The sequence below is a fragment of the Halorussus salilacus genome (assembly GCF_024138125.1).
Lineage (GTDB): Archaea > Halobacteriota > Halobacteria > Halobacteriales > Haladaptataceae > Halorussus > Halorussus salilacus.
In genome coordinates this window covers 1,611,844-1,630,054 of record NZ_CP099993.1, presented here as the reverse complement: position 1 = coordinate 1,630,054, position 18,211 = coordinate 1,611,844, and the positions used below count along the sequence as shown (strand labels likewise).

General features: G+C 65.2%; 12 protein-coding genes, 2 tRNA genes and 3 rRNA genes. 10 read left to right on the top strand and 7 right to left on the bottom strand.

Features of this window, described 5'->3' with window-relative positions; translation table 11 throughout:
• Positions 1-23 precede the first annotated feature (23 nt).
• Together NGM10_RS08425 and NGM10_RS08420 are read right to left on the bottom strand one after the other, a co-directional pair.
• Positions 24-1,085: a quinone-dependent dihydroorotate dehydrogenase gene (locus NGM10_RS08425; protein WP_253477157.1), complete on the bottom strand. Its 1,062-nt coding sequence runs from the start codon at positions 1,083-1,085 to the stop codon at positions 24-26.
• Between the two features lie 45 nt (positions 1,086-1,130).
• Positions 1,131-1,328 carry a hypothetical protein gene (locus tag NGM10_RS08420; RefSeq protein ID WP_115798291.1) on the bottom strand — a complete coding sequence of 66 codons (198 nt, stop codon included), beginning with the start codon at positions 1,326-1,328 and terminating at the stop codon, positions 1,131-1,133.
• Positions 1,329-1,581: 253 nt separating this feature from the next.
• Between NGM10_RS08420 and NGM10_RS08415 the strand changes: the two genes are divergently transcribed.
• From NGM10_RS08415 to NGM10_RS08390, 6 genes are all read left to right on the top strand, one after another.
• Positions 1,582-1,890 carry a non-histone chromosomal MC1 family protein gene (locus tag NGM10_RS08415; RefSeq protein ID WP_253483799.1) on the top strand — a complete coding sequence of 103 codons (309 nt, stop codon included), beginning with the start codon at positions 1,582-1,584 and terminating at the stop codon, positions 1,888-1,890.
• Positions 1,891-2,805: 915 nt separating this feature from the next.
• Positions 2,806-4,277: ribosomal RNA gene (locus NGM10_RS08410) — 16S ribosomal RNA — on the top strand.
• Positions 4,278-4,424: 147 nt separating this feature from the next.
• A tRNA-Ala gene (locus tag NGM10_RS08405) sits at positions 4,425-4,496 on the top strand.
• A gap of 216 nt (positions 4,497-4,712) precedes the next feature.
• A 23S ribosomal RNA gene (locus NGM10_RS08400) occupies positions 4,713-7,628 on the top strand.
• 121 nt (positions 7,629-7,749) lie between these two features.
• A 5S ribosomal RNA gene (gene rrf / locus NGM10_RS08395) occupies positions 7,750-7,872 on the top strand.
• Together the 16S, 23S and 5S rRNA genes with 2 tRNA genes alongside form the textbook arrangement of a ribosomal RNA operon.
• 131 nt (positions 7,873-8,003) lie before the next feature.
• Positions 8,004-8,079: transfer RNA gene (locus NGM10_RS08390), tRNA-Cys, on the top strand.
• 228 nt (positions 8,080-8,307) lie between these two features.
• On the opposite strand, the gene NGM10_RS08385 is transcribed toward NGM10_RS08390, so the two are convergent.
• Positions 8,308-9,021 carry a 5-formyltetrahydrofolate cyclo-ligase gene (locus tag NGM10_RS08385; RefSeq protein WP_253477153.1) on the bottom strand — a complete coding sequence of 238 codons (714 nt, stop codon included), beginning with the start codon at positions 9,019-9,021 and terminating at the stop codon, positions 8,308-8,310.
• Positions 9,022-9,156: 135 nt separating this feature from the next.
• On the opposite strand from NGM10_RS08385, the gene NGM10_RS08380 reads away from it, so the two are divergent.
• Positions 9,157-9,972 carry a DUF8231 family protein gene (locus tag NGM10_RS08380; protein ID WP_253477150.1) on the top strand — a complete coding sequence of 272 codons (816 nt, stop codon included), beginning with the start codon at positions 9,157-9,159 and terminating at the stop codon, positions 9,970-9,972.
• 6 nt (positions 9,973-9,978) lie between these two features.
• Here the strand turns inward: NGM10_RS08380 and NGM10_RS08375 are convergent, their stop codons facing one another.
• The 4 genes from NGM10_RS08375 to NGM10_RS08360 all read right to left on the bottom strand — a co-directional run bounded on the left by NGM10_RS08375 (position 9,979) and on the right by NGM10_RS08360 (position 14,127).
• Entirely contained in the window at positions 9,979-10,179 is a 201-nt protein-coding gene (locus NGM10_RS08375; protein ID WP_253477146.1) for a DUF8123 family protein, read from the bottom strand.
• Positions 10,180-10,253: 74 nt separating this feature from the next.
• On the bottom strand, positions 10,254-11,939 hold the full coding sequence (locus NGM10_RS08370) for a tryptophan--tRNA ligase (protein ID WP_253477143.1): 1,686 nt from the start codon (positions 11,937-11,939) through the stop codon (positions 10,254-10,256).
• Between the two features lie 197 nt (positions 11,940-12,136).
• Positions 12,137-13,261: a tRNA-intron lyase gene (gene endA / locus NGM10_RS08365; protein WP_253477140.1), complete on the bottom strand. Its 1,125-nt coding sequence runs from the start codon at positions 13,259-13,261 to the stop codon at positions 12,137-12,139.
• Positions 13,262-13,284: 23 nt separating this feature from the next.
• Positions 13,285-14,127 (bottom strand): topoisomerase DNA-binding C4 zinc finger domain-containing protein, encoded by an 843-nt coding sequence (locus NGM10_RS08360; protein ID WP_253477136.1) that lies wholly within the window; start codon positions 14,125-14,127, stop codon positions 13,285-13,287.
• Positions 14,128-14,236: 109 nt separating this feature from the next.
• Here NGM10_RS08360 and NGM10_RS08355 point away from each other — a divergent pair, with 109 nt between their 5' ends.
• The 3 genes from NGM10_RS08355 to NGM10_RS08345 all read left to right on the top strand — a co-directional run bounded on the left by NGM10_RS08355 (position 14,237) and on the right by NGM10_RS08345 (position 18,176).
• Positions 14,237-14,887 (top strand): HAD family hydrolase, encoded by a 651-nt coding sequence (locus NGM10_RS08355; RefSeq protein ID WP_253477133.1) that lies wholly within the window; start codon positions 14,237-14,239, stop codon positions 14,885-14,887.
• 4 nt (positions 14,888-14,891) lie between these two features.
• The gene (fer, locus tag NGM10_RS08350; protein ID WP_253477130.1) at positions 14,892-15,626 is read left to right on the top strand and encodes a ferredoxin Fer; all 735 of its coding nucleotides are present in this window, start codon (positions 14,892-14,894) and stop codon (positions 15,624-15,626) included.
• Between the two features lie 195 nt (positions 15,627-15,821).
• Positions 15,822-18,176 carry a DEAD/DEAH box helicase gene (locus tag NGM10_RS08345; RefSeq protein WP_253477126.1) on the top strand — a complete coding sequence of 785 codons (2,355 nt, stop codon included), beginning with the start codon at positions 15,822-15,824 and terminating at the stop codon, positions 18,174-18,176.
• The last annotated feature ends 35 nt before the right edge of the window (positions 18,177-18,211 follow it).

Here is an 18,211-nt window from a genome sequence, read left to right as displayed (position 1 = left end):
AGATGGCCGAAAATCCGCTTCTCTCAGTCCAAATCCGCGCCGACCGCGTCCTCGACCGAGTCGAAGCCGTCGCGGTCGAGCAGTTCGAGCAGTCCCTCGTTGATGTCGCGGGCGATGGAGGGGCCGCGGTAGACCAGCCCCGTGTACAGTTGGACCGCGTGCGCGCCCGCGCGAATCTTCCGATACGCGTCCTCGGCCGTGAACACGCCGCCGACGCCGACGACCGGCACGTCGGTCCGCTCGGCGACGAACCGGACCGTCTCGGTCGCGCGCGACTCGATGGGCTCGCCAGAGAGGCCGCCGTCCTCCGCGCGGTTGTGACTTCGAAGGGTGTCGGGCCGGTCGGTCGTGGTGTTCGTGGCGATGACGCCGTCGAGGCCGAGTTCGTTCACGAGGTCGAGCGCGTCCTCGACCGCGGGGTCCGGGAGGTCGGGCGAGAGCTTGACGAGCAGGGGACTCGCGCCCGCGTCGAGGAGTTCGGTCAGGATGGCTTCCATCGAGTCGCGGTTCTGGAGGTCGCGGAACCCCTCGGAGTTGGGACACGAGACGTTGACCACGAAGAAGTCGCCGCCCTCGGCGACCCGCTCGTAGGTGTAGCGGTAGTCCTCGGGAGCGTCCTCGGTGTCGACGTGCTCGGTCTTCGCGAGGTTGACGCCCACGGGGACGGGGACGCTCGGGGCCACGCCTGTGAGCCGGTCACCGACTGCGTCGGCCCCGTGGTTGTTCAGGCCCATGCGGTTGACGATGGCGCGGTCCTCGCGCAGGCGGAACATCCGCGGGCGGGGGTTGCCCGACTGGGGGTCGGCGGTGACGCCGCCGACCTCGACCGCGCCGAAGCCGAGGCTGGCGAGCGCCGACGGCACCTGCGCGTTCTTGTCGAACCCCGCGGCGACGCCGACCGGGTTGGGAAACGACTGGTCGAACGCCTCGACTCGGAGACGGTCGTCCTCGACGCGGTACAGAGCCGCGAGCACGTCGGCTATCGGGGTGTTCTGGACGGCTCGAAGTCCCGTGTGTACCGCGTTGTGAGCCGTCTCGGGCGGGAGCGAGAAGAGAAACGGCTTCAGTAGCTCGTAGGCGGTCATCGTACGTTCACCCCGACGGAGCCGGTAAAAGTCCTCACGTTCGGGTTAGAACTCGTGTTCGACCTCGTCCTTGTCGGCCTTCTGGATGATGATCTTGTCCTCGCGGACCCGAACGAACACCTCGTCACCGATGTCCATGCCCGCGACGGCCAGCTCGTCCTCGTGCAGATTGATATGGACGTTGTGATACTCCCCGTCCTCGCCTTTCGCGCCACTCGGGCTGAGCTTCTTTTTCCGTACCATCGCGGTATCCTATGCGTAGCTTCGCCCTAGATTATACTTAAGTGTTTTCTACCGGCCCACTGCGAACCGCGTTTGAGACCCGTACGAACTCGGATAACTTACGCTTCGCGGTTGGAACCGCGCAGTCTGCGCGAATCTCCGAGAAACCACCCGACAGCGGGAACTCCACATATAATAGTTTCGATGAAAACGACTCATATCGGCGATATATTTATAACGGGTCCTGTGCTGGGTTGGCATGGAGGAGAAAATCATGGTACGTGAAGACGGTAAGCGAAACTTTGCACTGCGCGAGGGTCAGGGCGACGAATCGAGCGTCTTCTCTGGGAACACTCCCCGGCAGGCCGCACTCAAGGCGGCGCGACGGCTCGACCCCGCCTCTTCCGAGGAATCGGCCGACAGAACCGAGATCCGACTCCGCGAGAAGGGCACCGACAAGGTACACATCTACGAGGGCTGGGCGTGGAACGAGACCGCTCCCGACGACAAGCCCGACTGGATGCCCGACGAGATCACCGAGGCTAACGTCTCGAAGCAGGGTATCGAACACCTCGATGAGTAAGCCGGTCGGTACTCGACCTTCCTTCGTTTTTCGCACATCGGTCAGTAGTCTCGCGCGTGCGCCCGCGAAACCCATGCGAAAACCGTTGTAGCAGGATAGCAGGATTATTATCCGCTCTGTTTGTACGTGCATTCGCGCGGGCTACACACGCCGCGACGTCGCGCACGATGCGCAGGATGAACGGTTCGTTCTCCTCCCGCGTGACACGACTTCGTCCTCTCGACCACTCGGGAGCCTCGGCCAACTCCGCGCTTACAGCGGAGTCTGACACGCCATGACACCTCGAACTCGGTTCGGTCCGACGACCTTAAGTGTAACCCGGGCTTTCTGCAGAATGCGAACGAGGTCCCGCGGTTCGGGCCTCCGGGAGACGGCGAGAATCGACGCCTTCTTAAGGCGTCTCGGCCGATTCCCGAGATAAGCCCAATCCAATGTGCTTAAGTGTATTGGGGCACTCGGATGGAATGTCGACGGCGTCCCCCGATTCGGGGCGAACGCCTCGGACACAATCCGGTGCCCTTAAGTGTAACAGGGTACTCGGATTGGATGTGAACGTTCCTTCGGGGGTCTTCCCGCCGAAGGACAAACGCGGTCCGACGCGCTTAAATAATCGGGGCGTCTTGAACCGTGATGCGGAGAAAGACTCGACGTGATTTGCGGAGCGTTCAACTCGTTCCGCGATCTCGGGCCGACGGGCTTCGATGGGTTTAAACCCTGTCGAAGCATACGCTCAGGTCCGAAGGAAATGAGGATTCCACCCCTGCGGTACGCCGTACACGATGGAATCTGATGTTAGCCCTGGCAGTTCGGTGACACCCGTCCAACGATTCGGATCGGGGTCGTCGAACTGACGGACCATATAGCATTCAGTTGCTTCCGCCAGAGACCCACCGAGTTCTTCGGAACTCGGCAACCATTCCGGTTGATCCTGCCGGAGGCCATTGCTATCGGAGTCCGATTTAGCCATGCTAGTCGCACGAGTTCACACTCGTGGCGGAAAGCTCAGTAACACGTGGCCAAACTGCCCTCTGGATCAAGATAACCTCGGGAAACTGAGGCTAATCTTGAATACGGCTCTCACTCTGGAGTGAGGAGAGCCCGAAACGCTACGGCGCCAGAGGATGTGGCTGCGGCCGATTAGGTAGACGGTGGGGTAACGGCCCACCGTGCCGATAATCGGTACGGGTTGTGAGAGCAAGAGCCCGGAGACGGAATCTGAGACAAGATTCCGGGCCCTACGGGGCGCAGCAGGCGCGAAACCTTTACACTGCACGACAGTGCGATAAGGGGACTCCGAGTGCGAGGGCATATAGTCCTCGCTTTTCTGTACCGTAAGGTGGTACAGGAATAAGGACTGGGCAAGACCGGTGCCAGCCGCCGCGGTAATACCGGCAGTCCGAGTGATGGCCGCTATTATTGGGCCTAAAGCGTCCGTAGCCGGCCAGACAGGTCCGTCGGGAAATCCACGCGCTCAACGCGTGGGCGTCCGGCGGAAACCAGCTGGCTTGGGGCCGGAAGACCTGAGGGGTACGTCCGGGGTAGGAGTGAAATCCCGTAATCCTGGACGGACCGCCGGTGGCGAAAGCGCCTCAGGAAGACGGACCCGACGGTGAGGGACGAAAGCTAGGGTCACGAACCGGATTAGATACCCGGGTAGTCCTAGCTGTAAACGATGCTCGCTAGGTGTGGCGCTGGCTACGAGCCAGCGCTGTGCCGTAGGGAAGCCGAGAAGCGAGCCGCCTGGGAAGTACGTCCGCAAGGATGAAACTTAAAGGAATTGGCGGGGGAGCACTACAACCGGAGGAGCCTGCGGTTTAATTGGACTCAACGCCGGACATCTCACCAGCTCCGACAGTAGGAGTGAAGGTCAGTGTGATGAGCTTACCAGACCTACTGAGAGGAGGTGCATGGCCGCCGTCAGCTCGTACCGTGAGGCGTCCTGTTAAGTCAGGCAACGAGCGAGACCCGCATCCCTAATTGCCAGCAGTACCCTTGTGGTAGCTGGGTACATTAGGGAGACTGCCGCTGCCAAAGCGGAGGAAGGAACGGGCAACGGTAGGTCAGTATGCCCCGAATGAGCTGGGCTACACGCGGGCTACAATGGCCGGGACAGTGGGAAGCCACTCCGAGAGGAGGCGCTAATCTCCTAAACCCGGTCGTAGTTCGGATTGAGGGCTGAAATTCGCCCTCATGAAGCTGGATTCGGTAGTAATCGCGCTTCAGAAGAGCGCGGTGAATACGTCCCTGCTCCTTGCACACACCGCCCGTCAAAGCACCCGAGTGAGGTCCGGATGAGGCCGGGAAACCCCGGTCGAATCTGGGCTTCGCAAGGGGGCTTAAGTCGTAACAAGGTAGCCGTAGGGGAATCTGCGGCTGGATCACCTCCTAACGCACGGGACCACCCACACCGGGTGGCCCACACCCGTCCGTCTTCGCGACGGACACGGAGGGTCCTCGACGACCTCGACCGATTCGGTGGTCGGGCACCTTCGAACTGCCAGGGCTGACGATACACCCTCCCCGTCCGGGGAGGTGGGCCCATAGCTCAGTGGTAGAGTGCCTCCTTTGCAAGGAGGATGCCCTGGGTTCGAATCCCAGTGGGTCCATGTATCGGACCGGAACGAAACCGCTCCCCTTAAGTGGGGTGCAACGGAACGTTCAAGTCCGAAACGACCGATGCACTACTCCGTGAAAGCGCGAGTAGGAAGGGTTCGATGCACGCTCCCGACGACCACCGGGACGTGGCGATGACGACCGTGTGTACGTGCAATCCAGGCGTCCACTGGACTCGATTTCATCGGGTCACAGTGACATTATCCACAACAACGTGGCTACTGTGCCGCCTGGTGGATGGCTCGGCTCGAGCGCCGACGACGGACGTGCCAAGCTGCGATAAGCCTGAGGGAGCCGCACGGAGGCAAAGAACTCAGGATCTCCGAATGGGAATCCCCACCGCAATTGCTTCGCGCAATGGGGAACGTCGGGAATTGAAACATCTCAGTACCGACAGGAAAAGAAACCGAACGGGATGTCGTCAGTAACCGCGAGTGAACGCGACACAGTCCAAACCGAAGCCCACACGGGCAATGTGGTGTTCGGACTGACCCTCAGCAGTCGAACCACTCTCTGAAGTCTTCTGGAACGGAGCGCGATACAGGGTGAAAGCCCCGTAAGAGAGTGAAGTACGCTGTGCGTCAGTTCCAGAGTAGCGGGGATTGGAACTTCCTCGTGAATACCGCCAGCATTGATGGCGAAGACTAAACACGTCTCGAGACCGATAGCGAACAAGTAGCGTGAGCGAACGCTGAAAAGCACCCCACAAAGGGAGGTGCAACAGGGCCTGAAATCAGGTGGCGATAGAGCGATGGGGCACAAAAGGTCCCGTGACAAACGACCGAGGCGCAAGCCTCCAGTAGGACTCACGGGAAGCCGGTGTTCCATCGTACGTTTTGAAAAACGAGCCAGGGAGTGTATCAGTTCGGCGAGTCTAACCCGAGCATCGGGGAAGGCACAGGGAAACCGACATGGCCGCAGCCGTCAGGCGAGGGCCGCCGTGTTCAAGCGCGGGGAGTCGAACCGATACGACCCGAAACCGGATGATCTATGCGCGGGCAAGGCGAAGCGTGGCGAAAGCCACGTGGAGGCCTGCTAGAGTTGGTGTCCTACAATACCCTCTCGTGACCTGCGTATAGGGGTGAAAGGCCCATCGAATCCGGCAACAGCTGGTTCCAGTCGAAACATGTCGAAGCATGACCTCTGCTAAGGTAGTCCGTGAGGTAGAGCGACCGATTGCGGGCGTCGACTCCGAGAGGAGTCGACCCCGCTGTCAAACTCCAAACTTACGGACGCCGCTGACGCAGGGAATCCGGTGTGCGGGGTAAGCCTGTGCACCGTGAGGGAGACAACCCAGAGCTGGGTTAAGGTCCCCAAGTGCGGACTAAGTGCGATCGAAGGTGGTCCCGAGCCCTAAACAGCCGGGAGGTGAGCTTAGAAGCAGCTACCCTCTAAGAAAAGCGTAACAGCTTACCGGCCGAGGTTCGGGGCGCCCAAAATGATCGGGGCTCAAGTCCGCCACCGAGACCTGGCGGCGCCCGTCACAGGGCGATCCAGTAGACTGGCACTCCATTTGGGTGGAAGCTCGAACGAGAGTTCGCGTGGACCGAATGGTGACGAAAATCCTGGCCATAGTAGCAGCGTTAGTCGGGTTAGACCCCGACGGCCTTACGAGCAAGGGTTCCTCAGCAATGTTGAACAGCTGAGGGTTAGTCGATCCTAAGTCTCGTCGTAATTCGAGCGAGACAAACGGGAAACTGGTTAATATTCCAGTACCTCACTACAGTGAAACCGACGCCTCGGGGTAGGCTGAGCCGGGCACTCGCCCGGTCGAACCGTCAAAATCCGTGGAAGCCGTAACGGCACGAAGCGGACGAACGGCGGGACAGCGCAAGTCAGTCCAACCTGGGGCCCGTGAAAAGGGAGTAGTGAGCTCGTACCAAGATCCGACACAGGTGCTCTGGCAGCGAAAGCCAAGGTCTGTCGGGAGCAACCGACGTTAGGGAATTCGGCAAGTTAGTCCCGTAAGTTCGCGATAAGGGATGCCTGCCTCAGATCGAGGCAGGTCGCAGTGACTCGGACGCTCCGACTGTCTAGTAACAACATAGGTGACCGCAAATCCGTAAGGACTCGTACGGTCACTGAATCCTGCCCAGTGCGGGTATCTGAACACCGGGTACAACCGGGCGAAGGACCCGTTAACGGCGGGGGTAACTATGACCCTCTTAAGGTAGCGTAGTACCTTGCCGCTTCAGTAGCGGCTTGCATGAATGGATCAACGAGAGCGTCACTGTCCCAACGTTGGGCCCGGTGAACTGTACGTTCCAGTGCGGAGTCTGGAGACCCCCAAGGGGAAGCGAAGACCCTATAGAGCTTTACTGCAGGCTGTCGCTGAGACACGGTCGCTGATGTGCAGCATAGGTAGGAGCCACTACACAGGTACCCGCGCCAGCGGGCCACCGAGGCAACATTGAAATACTACCCGTCAGTGACTGTGACTCTCACTCCGGGAGGAGGACACCGGTAGCCGGGCAGTTTGACTGGGGCGGTACACGCTCGAAAAGATATCGAGCGTGCCCCAAGATTCTCTCATCCGGGTCGGGAACCCGGAACAGAGCGCAAGAGCAAAAGAGAGTCTGACAGTGTCCTGCACAACAAGGGACGCTGACGCGAAAGCGTGGTCTAGCGAACCTATCAGCCTGCTTGATGCGGGCGATAGATGACAGAAAAGCTACCTTAGGGATAACAGAGTCGTCACCCGCAAGAGCACATATCGACCGGGTGGCTTGCTACCTCGATGTCGGTTCCCTCCATCCTGCCCGTGCAGAAGCGGGCAAGGGTGAGGTTGTTCGCCTATTAAAGGAGGTCGTGAGCTGGGTTTAGACCGTCGTGAGACAGGTCGGCTGCTATCTATTGGGGGTGTCATGGTATCTGACGGGAACGATCGTATAGTACGAGAGGAACTACGATTGGTCACCACTGGTGTACCGGTCGTCCGAGAGGGCGCGTGCCGGGCAGCCACGTGACACGGGGTAAGAGCTGAACGCATCTAAGCTCGAAACCCACCTGGAAAAGAGATACCGCCGAGATCACTCGTAGAAGACGAGTTCGATAGGCTCGGGATGTACGCGCCGAGGCAACGAGGCGTTCAGTCCGCGAGTACTAACCGATCGACGCCACACACTCATGCACTGTACTCGAGAAATCGAGTCCAGGCGCTAACTGGATTGCACGGACACACGGTCGTCAGTACATCGAACTACCGACGTTGGACACTGTTCGCGGTTCGATTCCGCGAGTCGGCGTTAAGGCGGCCATAGCGGCGGGGTTGACACCCGTACCCATCCCGAACACGGAAGTTAAGCCCGCCTGCGTTCCAGTGAGTACTGGAGTGGGCGACCCTCTGGGAAAGCCGGTTCGCCGCCTCCCATTCATACTTCATTCACCCCACGGCCAGCGTACGCGCTGGCCGTGGGGTTTCCGTATTTATTGCGGTCCTTCCGGCGGTCTCCGCCGAGGACCGCTATATTTAAACTCACCGAGCGAATAGGACGACGTGCGCCAAGGTGGCAGAGTCCGGCCGAACGCAGCGGCCTGCAGAGCCGCCTACCGCCGGTTCAAATCCGGCCCTTGGCTTGCACCGTTTTACTTCGTCGGATGTCCTCGCGCTCTCACTTCGTTCGAGCGCTACGGCCACCTCTCCTCGTAAGAAGAGCCGCTCACTCGGTCGCGCGCTCGCGGCTTCGCCGCTCGCTCTCGCTCCCTCGTTTGCGGTATTACTCCTCGTGGGCGCACCGTCGGAACGCGAGCGCCGACGACCCTGCGCTTGCTTTGCTTGCGCAGAAGCAGGCCGCTCGTTGCCTTTCAGTCGAGACGCTTGTTCTGTAACACCGGCATCTCGTCGATTCGCTCTTCGGACAACGCCTCCCAGTCCACCCCCTCGGGACGCTCGTACTCCGTTTCCGTGCGAATCGTCCGAGTCGGCGTCGCGACGAGGTCCATCGGAACGTCGTGAGCTTCGACGACGATGTCCTCGGCGGCCACTTGCACGTCGTGGACCGTGGTCGCGACGGTCGTCTCGTCACCGACCAGCGCCAGCTCTCGGAGGACCGCGTATTCGAGATCGCTGTACCCTTCGCCCTTGCCGACCCGCGCGCCCGATTCGGTGACAGCGACGCTCCCGGAGACGACGAGGTCGACGGCCGGGACTTCCTCGGGTCCCACCTGGCGGGCGTACGACTCGACGTGCGAGACGGTCGGCGCGCGGTCGTACTCCTCGGGCGGAATCTCTTCCGGGTCGAGTTCGTAGAAGGGCTCCTCGTCGCGCAGACGCGGCACGGCCATGTAGACCGTCTTGCCCTCTCGAATCGCGCGTCGGCGGACGGGCAACTGGGGCGCGTCGGGGTTGGCCTTGACCGCGTCGGCGGCGTTCCACGCGTCGGTCTCCGCGAGGCGGTCGGCGGCGTCCTCGGCCCCCGCGAAGTTCGGGATTCGGCCGTGGGGCGGAAACGGGAACCGGGCGAGCCCCTCGTCTTCGAGTCGGTCCCAGACGCGCTCGCGGAGGTCTGCTTTGTCCATGCGTCGGGATAGGGAACCGGGTCCAAAGAGGGTTGTGCGCTACGGGTCGGCCTCGCATCGGTCGGAATCGAACTCCCCGGCGGAGTCTCGGGCAAAGAGTAATCGTTAAACGGCGCGCGTCCGTCGGCTTCTGATATGCAACGACGCTCGGCGACGGTGTACGTCGCCCTCTTCCTCGTGATCGCTGCTGGGTCGTACGCGCTCATCGGCGCGGCCGAACAGCCCGAGATCGACCTCGAGGGCGAGACGTACACCGAAGGAGACGACCTGACAGTCAACGACCGCCAGTACACGGTCGACTCCCTGGCGGAGGCCGAGGGCGTGCTGACGTGGACGAACGAGTCTGCGCGCCACTCGACCATGTGGGAGAACAACTCGACCACCGAGCTCGAGAACACCACCTACCGGGTGCTCATCCCGAACGAGTCCGACCCCGACGACGTGACCCTCCGCGAGGAGATCGAACTCGACGACAACGTCTCGACGACCACCGTCAACGAGACCGAGTACGTCGTCGAGGGCGAGGGCGAGAACAGGACGCTCGTGCCGGTCGACGAGTACATGGACCGCGAGTACCCCGACCCCGAGACCCGCGAGTTCTCCGAGGGCGACACGTTCGAGTACGAGGGCAACGAGACGACGGTGAACAACGTCACGACCGAAGCCGCCGAACTCACTTGGACCGCACCCCAGCCGGAGGAGGTCCTGATGACTCCGGGTGACGAGATATCGCTCGGTCCCGAGGACGACACCCAGACGTACGTGGCGCATATGCGAGCGGGTGACGGCGGAACCGAACTCCTCCTCTCGACCGAGACACAGGAGTACCAGAATCAGATCGAGGCCCAGAACCAGTTCAACGAGCGCATCGCGGGCCTGTGGGGAATCGTCATCCTGAGCATCATCACAGTCATGTTGCTCATCGCGCTCGCGTTCCTGCCGCCCAAGTAGCCGTCCTCACTTTCTTGCGATCCACGCCAGTCCGGCACCGATAGCGACCGCCGATATTGCCCCGAGTACTTGTCCGGCCGCGAGCAACAGGCCGCCTGACTTGTGCGCCCACGGCGTGCCCACCAGCGTCGCGATTCCGACGAGAACGAGGAGCGCGCCGAGGCCGATTCCGAGCGGTTCCAGCGTGTCCGTAGCTGTGGTTGCCATGTCGGAGTGATTTCGCCCCACTCGGTTAACTCTTTACGGGACGGGTCGGGACACCGAGAGAAGCCGGGACGGAGCTACCGCTTGCGGTCGCTGTCGAGGTCGATGTCGGCCCGCTCCAGCAGGTCTTCGACCTCCTCGCGCTTCTCCTGATGGTCGGCGAGGAACCCCTTCATGAGTTGGGCGGCCTGCTCCTTGCAGTCGCCACAGAGTCGGTCGCCGCCGACGCATTCGTCGTAGACCTGCTTGGCGAACTCGTCGTCGTCGCCCGCCAGCAGGTAGGCGTAGAGCTCGTAGACGGGACACTCGTCGGCCCGACCGCCGAGTTCGCGTTGCTTCTCGGCGGTCTCGCGGCCGCCGGTGGTCGCGGCCTTCACCTTGTCGTAGCCGTCCTCGGGGTCGTCGAGCAGGCTGATGTGGCTCGCGGGGACCGACGAGGACATCTTCCCGCCCGTCAGCCCGGTCATGAACCGGTGGTATATCGAGGAGGGTGCGACGAAGCCGTAGCCGCCGTGGTCGAGTTCGACCTCCCGGGCGAGCTCCTCGGCCGCCTCCCGGGTGAGGTCGAACGAATCGACGTGTTCGTCGAACACGCGCTTGTCGCCCTCGACCGCGTCGATGAGCGCCTCGAACGCCTCGTCGGTCGCGTTCCGGTCGAGGAACCGGACCCGGGGACGGAGGGGCTCCTTGCCCGCTTCCCGGAGCTTCTCGACTGCACTCGCGCGCGCGTCGTCGGCCGCCATCTCGTCTTCGAGCCAGTCGGCCGCGTCCTCGCATCGGACCACGTCGCTCCCTGCTTCCTCGGCTTCGTCCGAGAGCGCGGCGTGGGCCGCCGCGAGGAGCTCGCGCTCCTCGGCGTCGGCCTCGAAGCTGGCGTACGCCTTCGTCACGCCGAAAAACCGGGTCCGGGCCGCGAGGTCGCGCGCGAGCCGGACGTGGGGGTCCTGGTCGGGACCGACCGGGATGACCGTGGGCTTCGGTTCCGCCAGTTGGGGGTAGAGGATGTCGGCCATCTGTGTCACGACGCTCTGCATGTGCGAGACGTTGGTCTCGCCCGAGAAGCCGTAGATGTTCTCCAGTTCGGAGAAGTTGGCGTGCGACCCGAGTTCGAACGCGAGATCCTGCACGTCGCGGTCGCCCGACTGGCGGTAGAGGGTCCCCTCTTCGGGGTCGAACCCGAGCGCCAGCAGGCTCAGGAGGTAGTCGCGAGCGTGCTCGTCTATCTCGTCCCACGTCATCCCGCGGGCGCTGTGGGCTTCGAGGTCGGCGATGAGCGCGTAGGCGTCCCCGCCCTGTTGCTGGTGCCAGATTATCTCGTCGAACACCAGCTTGTGCCCGATGTGAGGGTCGCCGGTCGGCATGAACCCCGAGAGCGCGGCGAACGGCTCGCCGTTCGCCATCGCCTCGGCCACTCTGCGGTAGTCGCGGTGGCCGAAGATGACTCCCCGGCGCATCAGGTAGTGGGGGTCGGACACTTCGGGAAGCACCTCGTCGAACTCCTCGATCCCGAACTCCTCGAACAGTTTACGGTAGTCAGAGACGGTCGCCGACCCCCACGGGTCGAGGGTCGTCCCGTCGGCTCCCTCCGCGTCCGTGCCGCCGTCGGGCAGTGCCCGACGAGCCTCCGAGTCGCCTGACTCGGAGACGCCGTCGGTCGGGACCGACGACGACGAACCGTCGTGCTCGCGCCAGTTCTCGCCCGACGCGCGGCTGTGGTCGTCGGACGATACCTCGGTCTCGTGGGCGAGTTCGTCATCGGTCATGTCGGCACCGACTGGCTACGAGCCAATCTATTCCGTTGTAGGTACTCGTCGGCGCAAAAAGGGTTCGCTTCGGTGACGGCGTCGGGACCGGTCGCCGACGCTGTCGGCGACCGGTCCCGACTCGCAGGGGGAACTCGTGGAGGGCCGAGAATCCGTGGAGGGCGACGGATTCGCGCGGAATCGCGGGCGCTGGCCTCTCAGGGTGTCAACCGCCCGACCGACAGCCACGAGATGGCGTCGCCGTCGACCAGCGCGAACACCATCCGCTTTCGCACCCCGTGGGCGAGGCGCACGTCGAGCGCGAGGTCCCGCGGGGCGAACGCGTGGTCGGCCGGGAGCACCCGGACGAGGCACTCGGAGTGGCCGAGGTCGTCGACCGATTCCACGTCGGCGTAGGTCCGGAAATCCGCCCCGAACTTGAAGCCGGTCTTGGGGACGACCCCGCGCTCGCGTAGCGCCCGGTAGACCCGCAGGCGACGGTCGAACCGCTCGCCCTCGACCGCGCGGCCGCGCTGGCCGACGGCTTCGGCGTCGCCTCCGGTTTCGGCCTCGATACTCCGGCCGCTCTCGCCGGTCCCGTCGCCGAATTCCAGTTCGAGGACGCCCTCGCCCGCGAGGTAGGCCGCCTCGACAAGCGACAGCTGGAGCGCGCCCGGCGTCTCGCGGTTCGCGTCGCGGCCGTCGAGGGGCTGGCCGTAGAACCCCCGGTGGTGGAGCGTCTCGGGGGCGTCCCAGACCAGCACGCGGTCGGCCAGCAGGTCGGCCGACACGCCCTGCGGGAGGTCGGTGCCCGACGTGCCCCGGAGGTCGGCGCGGTCGGTTTCGAGGTAGGTGATCTCGCTCTCCTCGTCGACGACCGCCAGCACCACGTCGCCGAGGTCCTCGGCCGGGACCGCCTCGCGCTCGCCGACCACTCGTATCCGGTAGCGCACCTCGCCGTCCCACGGACCCTTTCCCCGCGGGTAGACCACGAAGTCCGAGTCCGACCGGGGTGCGCTCACCCAGCCCTCGCGAGCGGGCGAGAGGTAGAACCCCCGGTCGCGGAGGTCGGTGTAGACCAGAAACCGCGTCGCGATCTCGTCGCCCGCGGTCGCGAGGAACGCCCGGAAGTCCATCCGCTCGTCGTCGACCTCCGTCCGACTCTCCGTCGCGCTTCGCACGACTCCGTCGAGGTCGCCGCGGAACAGCAGGTAGGCGGCCTCGACCCGCGAGAGTGCGATCCGGTTGCCGTCGAGCGGGCGGCCGTACCCGCTCGAATCGTAGTAGCGCTGGCGGGCGTCGCCGCCGACCACGACCTCGCCGTCTCTCAGGCGTCCGTCCATGGTCGTGGTTCCGGTTCCCGGCGTCAAAGGACCTCCGGTGTCCCGGCAGACCCGGCGTCGGGACCTCCCCCCGAATCGGCGTCGGGACCTCCCCCCGAATCGGCGTCCGGCGACCGCGGGTCGCCGGACGCCGATTCGGTGCAGTCGGCGTCGAGACACCGCGGTTGCTCGCCCTCGGCCTCGACCGTCGGGAGGCCACATTCGCAGTCGCCGACCACTTCCCGGTCGGGGAGCGCGAACGTCTCCTCGCAGTCGGGGTAGCTCTCACAGCCCAGAAACAGGGTTCGCTCGCGCAGGACCCGGAGGTCGCCGCCGCAGTCGGGACACGACCACTCGCGGTCGAACCGCTCGCCGACCGCGGCGTCGAGGTCCTCGCAGGTCCGGTCGACGCAGAGTTCGAAGCGCGCGCCGCGCTCGACCGCCATCCGGGGCAGGCCGCAGTCGCAGGTCGAATCCAGAAGGGCGGCGTCTCGGGGGATGCCGTACTCGCTCGCGCAGTCGAGGCAGGTCACCGCGCTCCGGGCGCGCACGAGGACGCCGTCGCAACGGGGGCACGTCCCCGCAGGCGTGCCCGCGGCGGTGGCGTCGTGGCTCGCTCGTGCCCCCCTGCCGTGGCTCTCGACCCGGAGGCGCTCGTCGCCGTCGACGGCGACGAGCGCGAACGCCCCGTCGGGGCCCTGCTCGCGGTGGACCGCGTCGGCGCGGGTGAGCCACTCGACCGGCTGATACCCCGCCGCGTCGTGAACGAGGACGGTCCCGTCGGGCTTGTGGACGACCACGACCCGGCCGCGCTGGCTCCGCGAGTCGGTCTCGGTGTGGTGGGTTATCGTGCACTCTCCGGCGTAGACGTTGACGGATTCGGTCACGGGCCGGGTTGGTCCCGTTCTCGTACTTGAACCCTCGGACCAGCCAACTGCTCCTCCATCGAAGCCCGCTCACCGAAGGCCTATTTCGGTCGCGCCCCACGTTCGACCCGTGCAACCGCAAGCAGTGCTGTTCGACATGGACGGTGTCATCGTCGATTCGGAACGCTACTGGGTCGAACTCGAGGAGGACGAAATCCTCCCCGCCGTCGTCGCCGGGTCGCCCGCCGTCGAGGAGACCACCGGGATGAACTTCCGGGAGATATACGACTACCTCGACGACCGATACGAGACCACCGCGAGCAAGGCGGAGTTCGTCGAGCGCTACGAGGAGGCCGCCCGCGAGATATACGGCGAGCGAGTCGAACTGATGGACGGCTTTCGCGACCTCACAGCCGACCTCCGCGAGGAGGGCCGCGCTCTCGCGCTGGTCTCGTCGTCGCCCCACGGCTGGATAGACCGAGTGCTCGACCGGTTCGACCTCCGGGAGTCGTTCGACGAGGTCGTCAGCGCCGAGGAGCGAGACGGCGCGAGCAAGCCCGACCCCGGCGTCTACGAGTACGCCGCCGAGCGGGTGGGCGTCGACCCCGCCGAGTGCGTCGCGGTCGAGGACTCCGAGAACGGAGTCGAGTCGGCGACGGCCGCGGGGATGGCGGTCGTCGGCTTCCCGAACCGGTCGGACGCCGACCTCGACCTCTCGGCCGCCGACGCGGTCGCCGAGTCGCCCGGACGACTGCGCGAGACGCTACTGGGCGACGCCTGACCCGATGGAATCGCCGTTCGAGGTCCTCGGAATCGACCGCGACGCCGACGACGAGGACATAAAGCGCGCGTACAAGCGCCGGGTGAAGGAGGCCCATCCGGACCACGGCGGCACCGCCGAGGAGTTCCAGGCGGTCCGGGAGGCCTACGACCGACTCTCGTCGGGCGACGTTCCGCCGCCCCGCGAGGACGACCCCGAGGAGAGCGTTCAGACCGAGACCGAAGCGGAACGACGTGCCCGCGAGCGGGCCGAGACCCGACGCCGGGACGAGGTGGGCGAGCGACGCGAGCGCTCGGACGCACGGGTCGAACAGGAGCCGACCGAGTCCCGCGTCGAGTTCCTGAACTACGAGGTCCTCGACGACCGGGGGTGGAGCCTCGACGACGAGGACCTGTTCGAGAAGGCGGCCGACGCCGACCTCGAACCGCCGGACTACGGCCGCATCACGGTCGACGCCGACGACCCGCTCCTCGAAGCCGCCGAGGACGGCGGCTTCACCTGGCCGTACTCCTGCCGGGGCGGGGCCTGCGCGAACTGCGCGGTCGCGGTGCTGGACGGCGACCTCTCGATGCCCTCGAACCACATCCTCCCGCCGGACCTCCTCGACCGCGGAATCCGGCTCTCGTGCATCGGGACGCCGACCGCCGAGACGATGCAGGTCGTCTACAACGTCAAGTACCTGCCCGACCTCGACGAACTCCGGTTGCCGCCCGGTCCCTTCGAACACGCTCAGGACTGACCGCGGGGAGGGGCCGACAGAGGGGCGACCGATTGGGCGGGCGGGACCCGCACCGCGGGTCCTGCCCGCCCTCGCGGTGGGTCTCGGAGTCCTGTTCACCTCGCGGTGGGTCTCGGAGTCGCGCCCGTCCGGACTCCCGGAAGCGTCGTTCCGATAGAGAAACGCCTTTCTCCCACCAACCCCGTGAACCCAACGATGCAAGTCGCGGAGGTCGTCCCCGAATTCGCCGAGGCGTTCCCGTTCGAGGAGTTCAACTCGATGCAGCGGGAGGTCCTGCCCGCCCTCCTCGACACCGAGGAGAACGTGGTGGCGAGCGCGCCGACCGCCAGCGGCAAGACCGCGCTCGCGGAACTCGCCATCTGTCGCACCCTGCAGGCGGGCGGCACCGCGCTGTTCGTCGCGCCGATGCGCGCGCTCACCAACGAGAAGGAGAGCGAGTGGGAGCGCTTCGAGGAACTGGGCTACTCGGTGTACGTCGTCACGGGCGAGCGCGATTTGAACCCCCGGCGCGCCGAGCGCGCCGACATCCTCGTGATGACCCCCGAGAAGACCGACTCGGCCACCCGCAAGCACGACTCGCGCCGCTACGCCTTCATCCGGGACGTGGACTGCTGTGTCATCGACGAGGTCCACCTGCTCGACTCCGAGAAGCGCGGTAGCGTCCTCGAAGTCACCATCTCGCGGCTCCGACGACTCACCGACCCGCGCGTGGTCGCGCTCTCGGCGACGATGCCCAACGTCGGCGACGTGGCGGCGTGGCTCGACGCCCCGCCCGAGACCACCTTCGAGTTCGGCGACGACTACCGGCCGGTCGACCTCCACTCGGGGGTCGAGACCTACACCCACGGCGACAACTCCTTCGCCGACAAGTACCGGCGGCTCTACCGGGCGCTCGACCTCGCCGAACCCCACATCCGCGACGGCGGGCAGGCGCTCGTGTTCGTCTCCTCGCGACAGGACACCGTGCAGGCCGCCAAGAAATCCCGCGACGAAATCGCCGAGCGCGACATCCCGGTCGGCGCGCGCGGCGACTACGACTTCCACACCGAGACCAAGGAACTCGACAACGAGACCCTCCGGAAGTCGGTGCTCGACGGCGTGGCCTTCCACCACGCGGGCCTCTCGAAGAACGACAAGGACCGGGTCGAGGAGTGGTTCAAGCAGGACAAGATACAGCTCCTGTTCTCGACCTCCACGCTCGCGTGGGGGGTCAACCTCCCCGCGCGGTGCGTCGTCCTGCGTGACACGAAGCTCCACGACCCCCTCGAAGGCGAGGTCGACATGAGTCCCCTCGACGTCCTCCAGATGCTCGGGCGCGCGGGCCGACCCGAGTACGACGACGTGGGCTACGGCTGGGTCGTCGCCGACCGCTCGGAGGCCGACAAGTACCGCCGCCTCCTCCGGGAGGGAAAGGAGATCGAGTCCCGACTCGCCGAAGACCTCGACGCCCACCTCAACGCCGAGATCGCGATGGGGACCATCCGGGACCTCGGCGACGTGATGGACTGGCTCGAAACCACGTTCTACTACGTTCGCGCCCGCGCCAAGCCCGACGAGTACGGCCTCGACGACGTTCGGGACGACCTGCGCGACCGGGTGCGGTCGGCGCTCGACCGCCTCGACACCCGCGGCTTCGTCGACATCGGCGACGACCTCGGCGTGTCGGCCACGCCGCTGGGTCGGCTCGCCTCGAAGTTCTACCTCCGGCTCGACACCGCCGAGGAGTTCCACGACCTCGCCCAGCGCGAGGACATCGAGGCCGCCGACGTGCTCCGGACCGTGGCGAGCGCCGCGGAGTTCGACAGCGTGAGCGCTCGCCAGTCCGAGCGCGAGGCGGTGAGTTCGGTCCTCGTGGGCCAGCAGACCGCCGAGATGGACCCCGGCGCGCGCAAGGTGCTGGCCATCCTCCGGTCGAGCATGACCGGAACCACGCCGGGCGAACTCCGGAGCGACGCGTGGGTCATCACCCGGAACGCGCTCCGCCTGCTGGCGGCGCTCCGGGCGTTCCTCGACCGCTTCGACCGACCGGCGGCCGCCAACCTCGCGCGCCGGGTCGAGGCGCGTATCGACCACGGCGTCAGCGGCGACGCGGTCGGCCTGACCGCCATCGACGGCGTGGGGTCGGGCCGCGCGAGCAAGCTCGCCAAGGAGGGACTCGCCACGCCCGCCGACGTGCGCGAGGCGGGCATCGACGGCCTCGCCGGTTCGGGACTCTCAGAGGGGGTCGCCGAGCGCGTCCTCGAAAGCACGCGCGACCTCCCCCGAATCGCGGTCGAGTGGGGGGCGTTCCCCGACTCGATTCCGCAGGGCGACAACGACATGCGCGAGGTGACGGTCGGCAACTCGGGCGGTGGCGCGCAGGTCGGCCTCCGCGTGACGGTCAACGGCGTCGAGATGACCGCGCGCTCGACGTACCTCGACGGCGAGACGACGGTCCCGGTCGGGGTGTTCGGCGGCACCGACGACGAGATGGAGTACACCGTCGAGGTCACGTTCCCGGAGCTCCCCCTGCTCCCCGTGGCCGACTCGCGGACCGTCCGGGTCAAATAGACTCGGACGCTCGCGGCACTGCCGCGAGCGTCCGA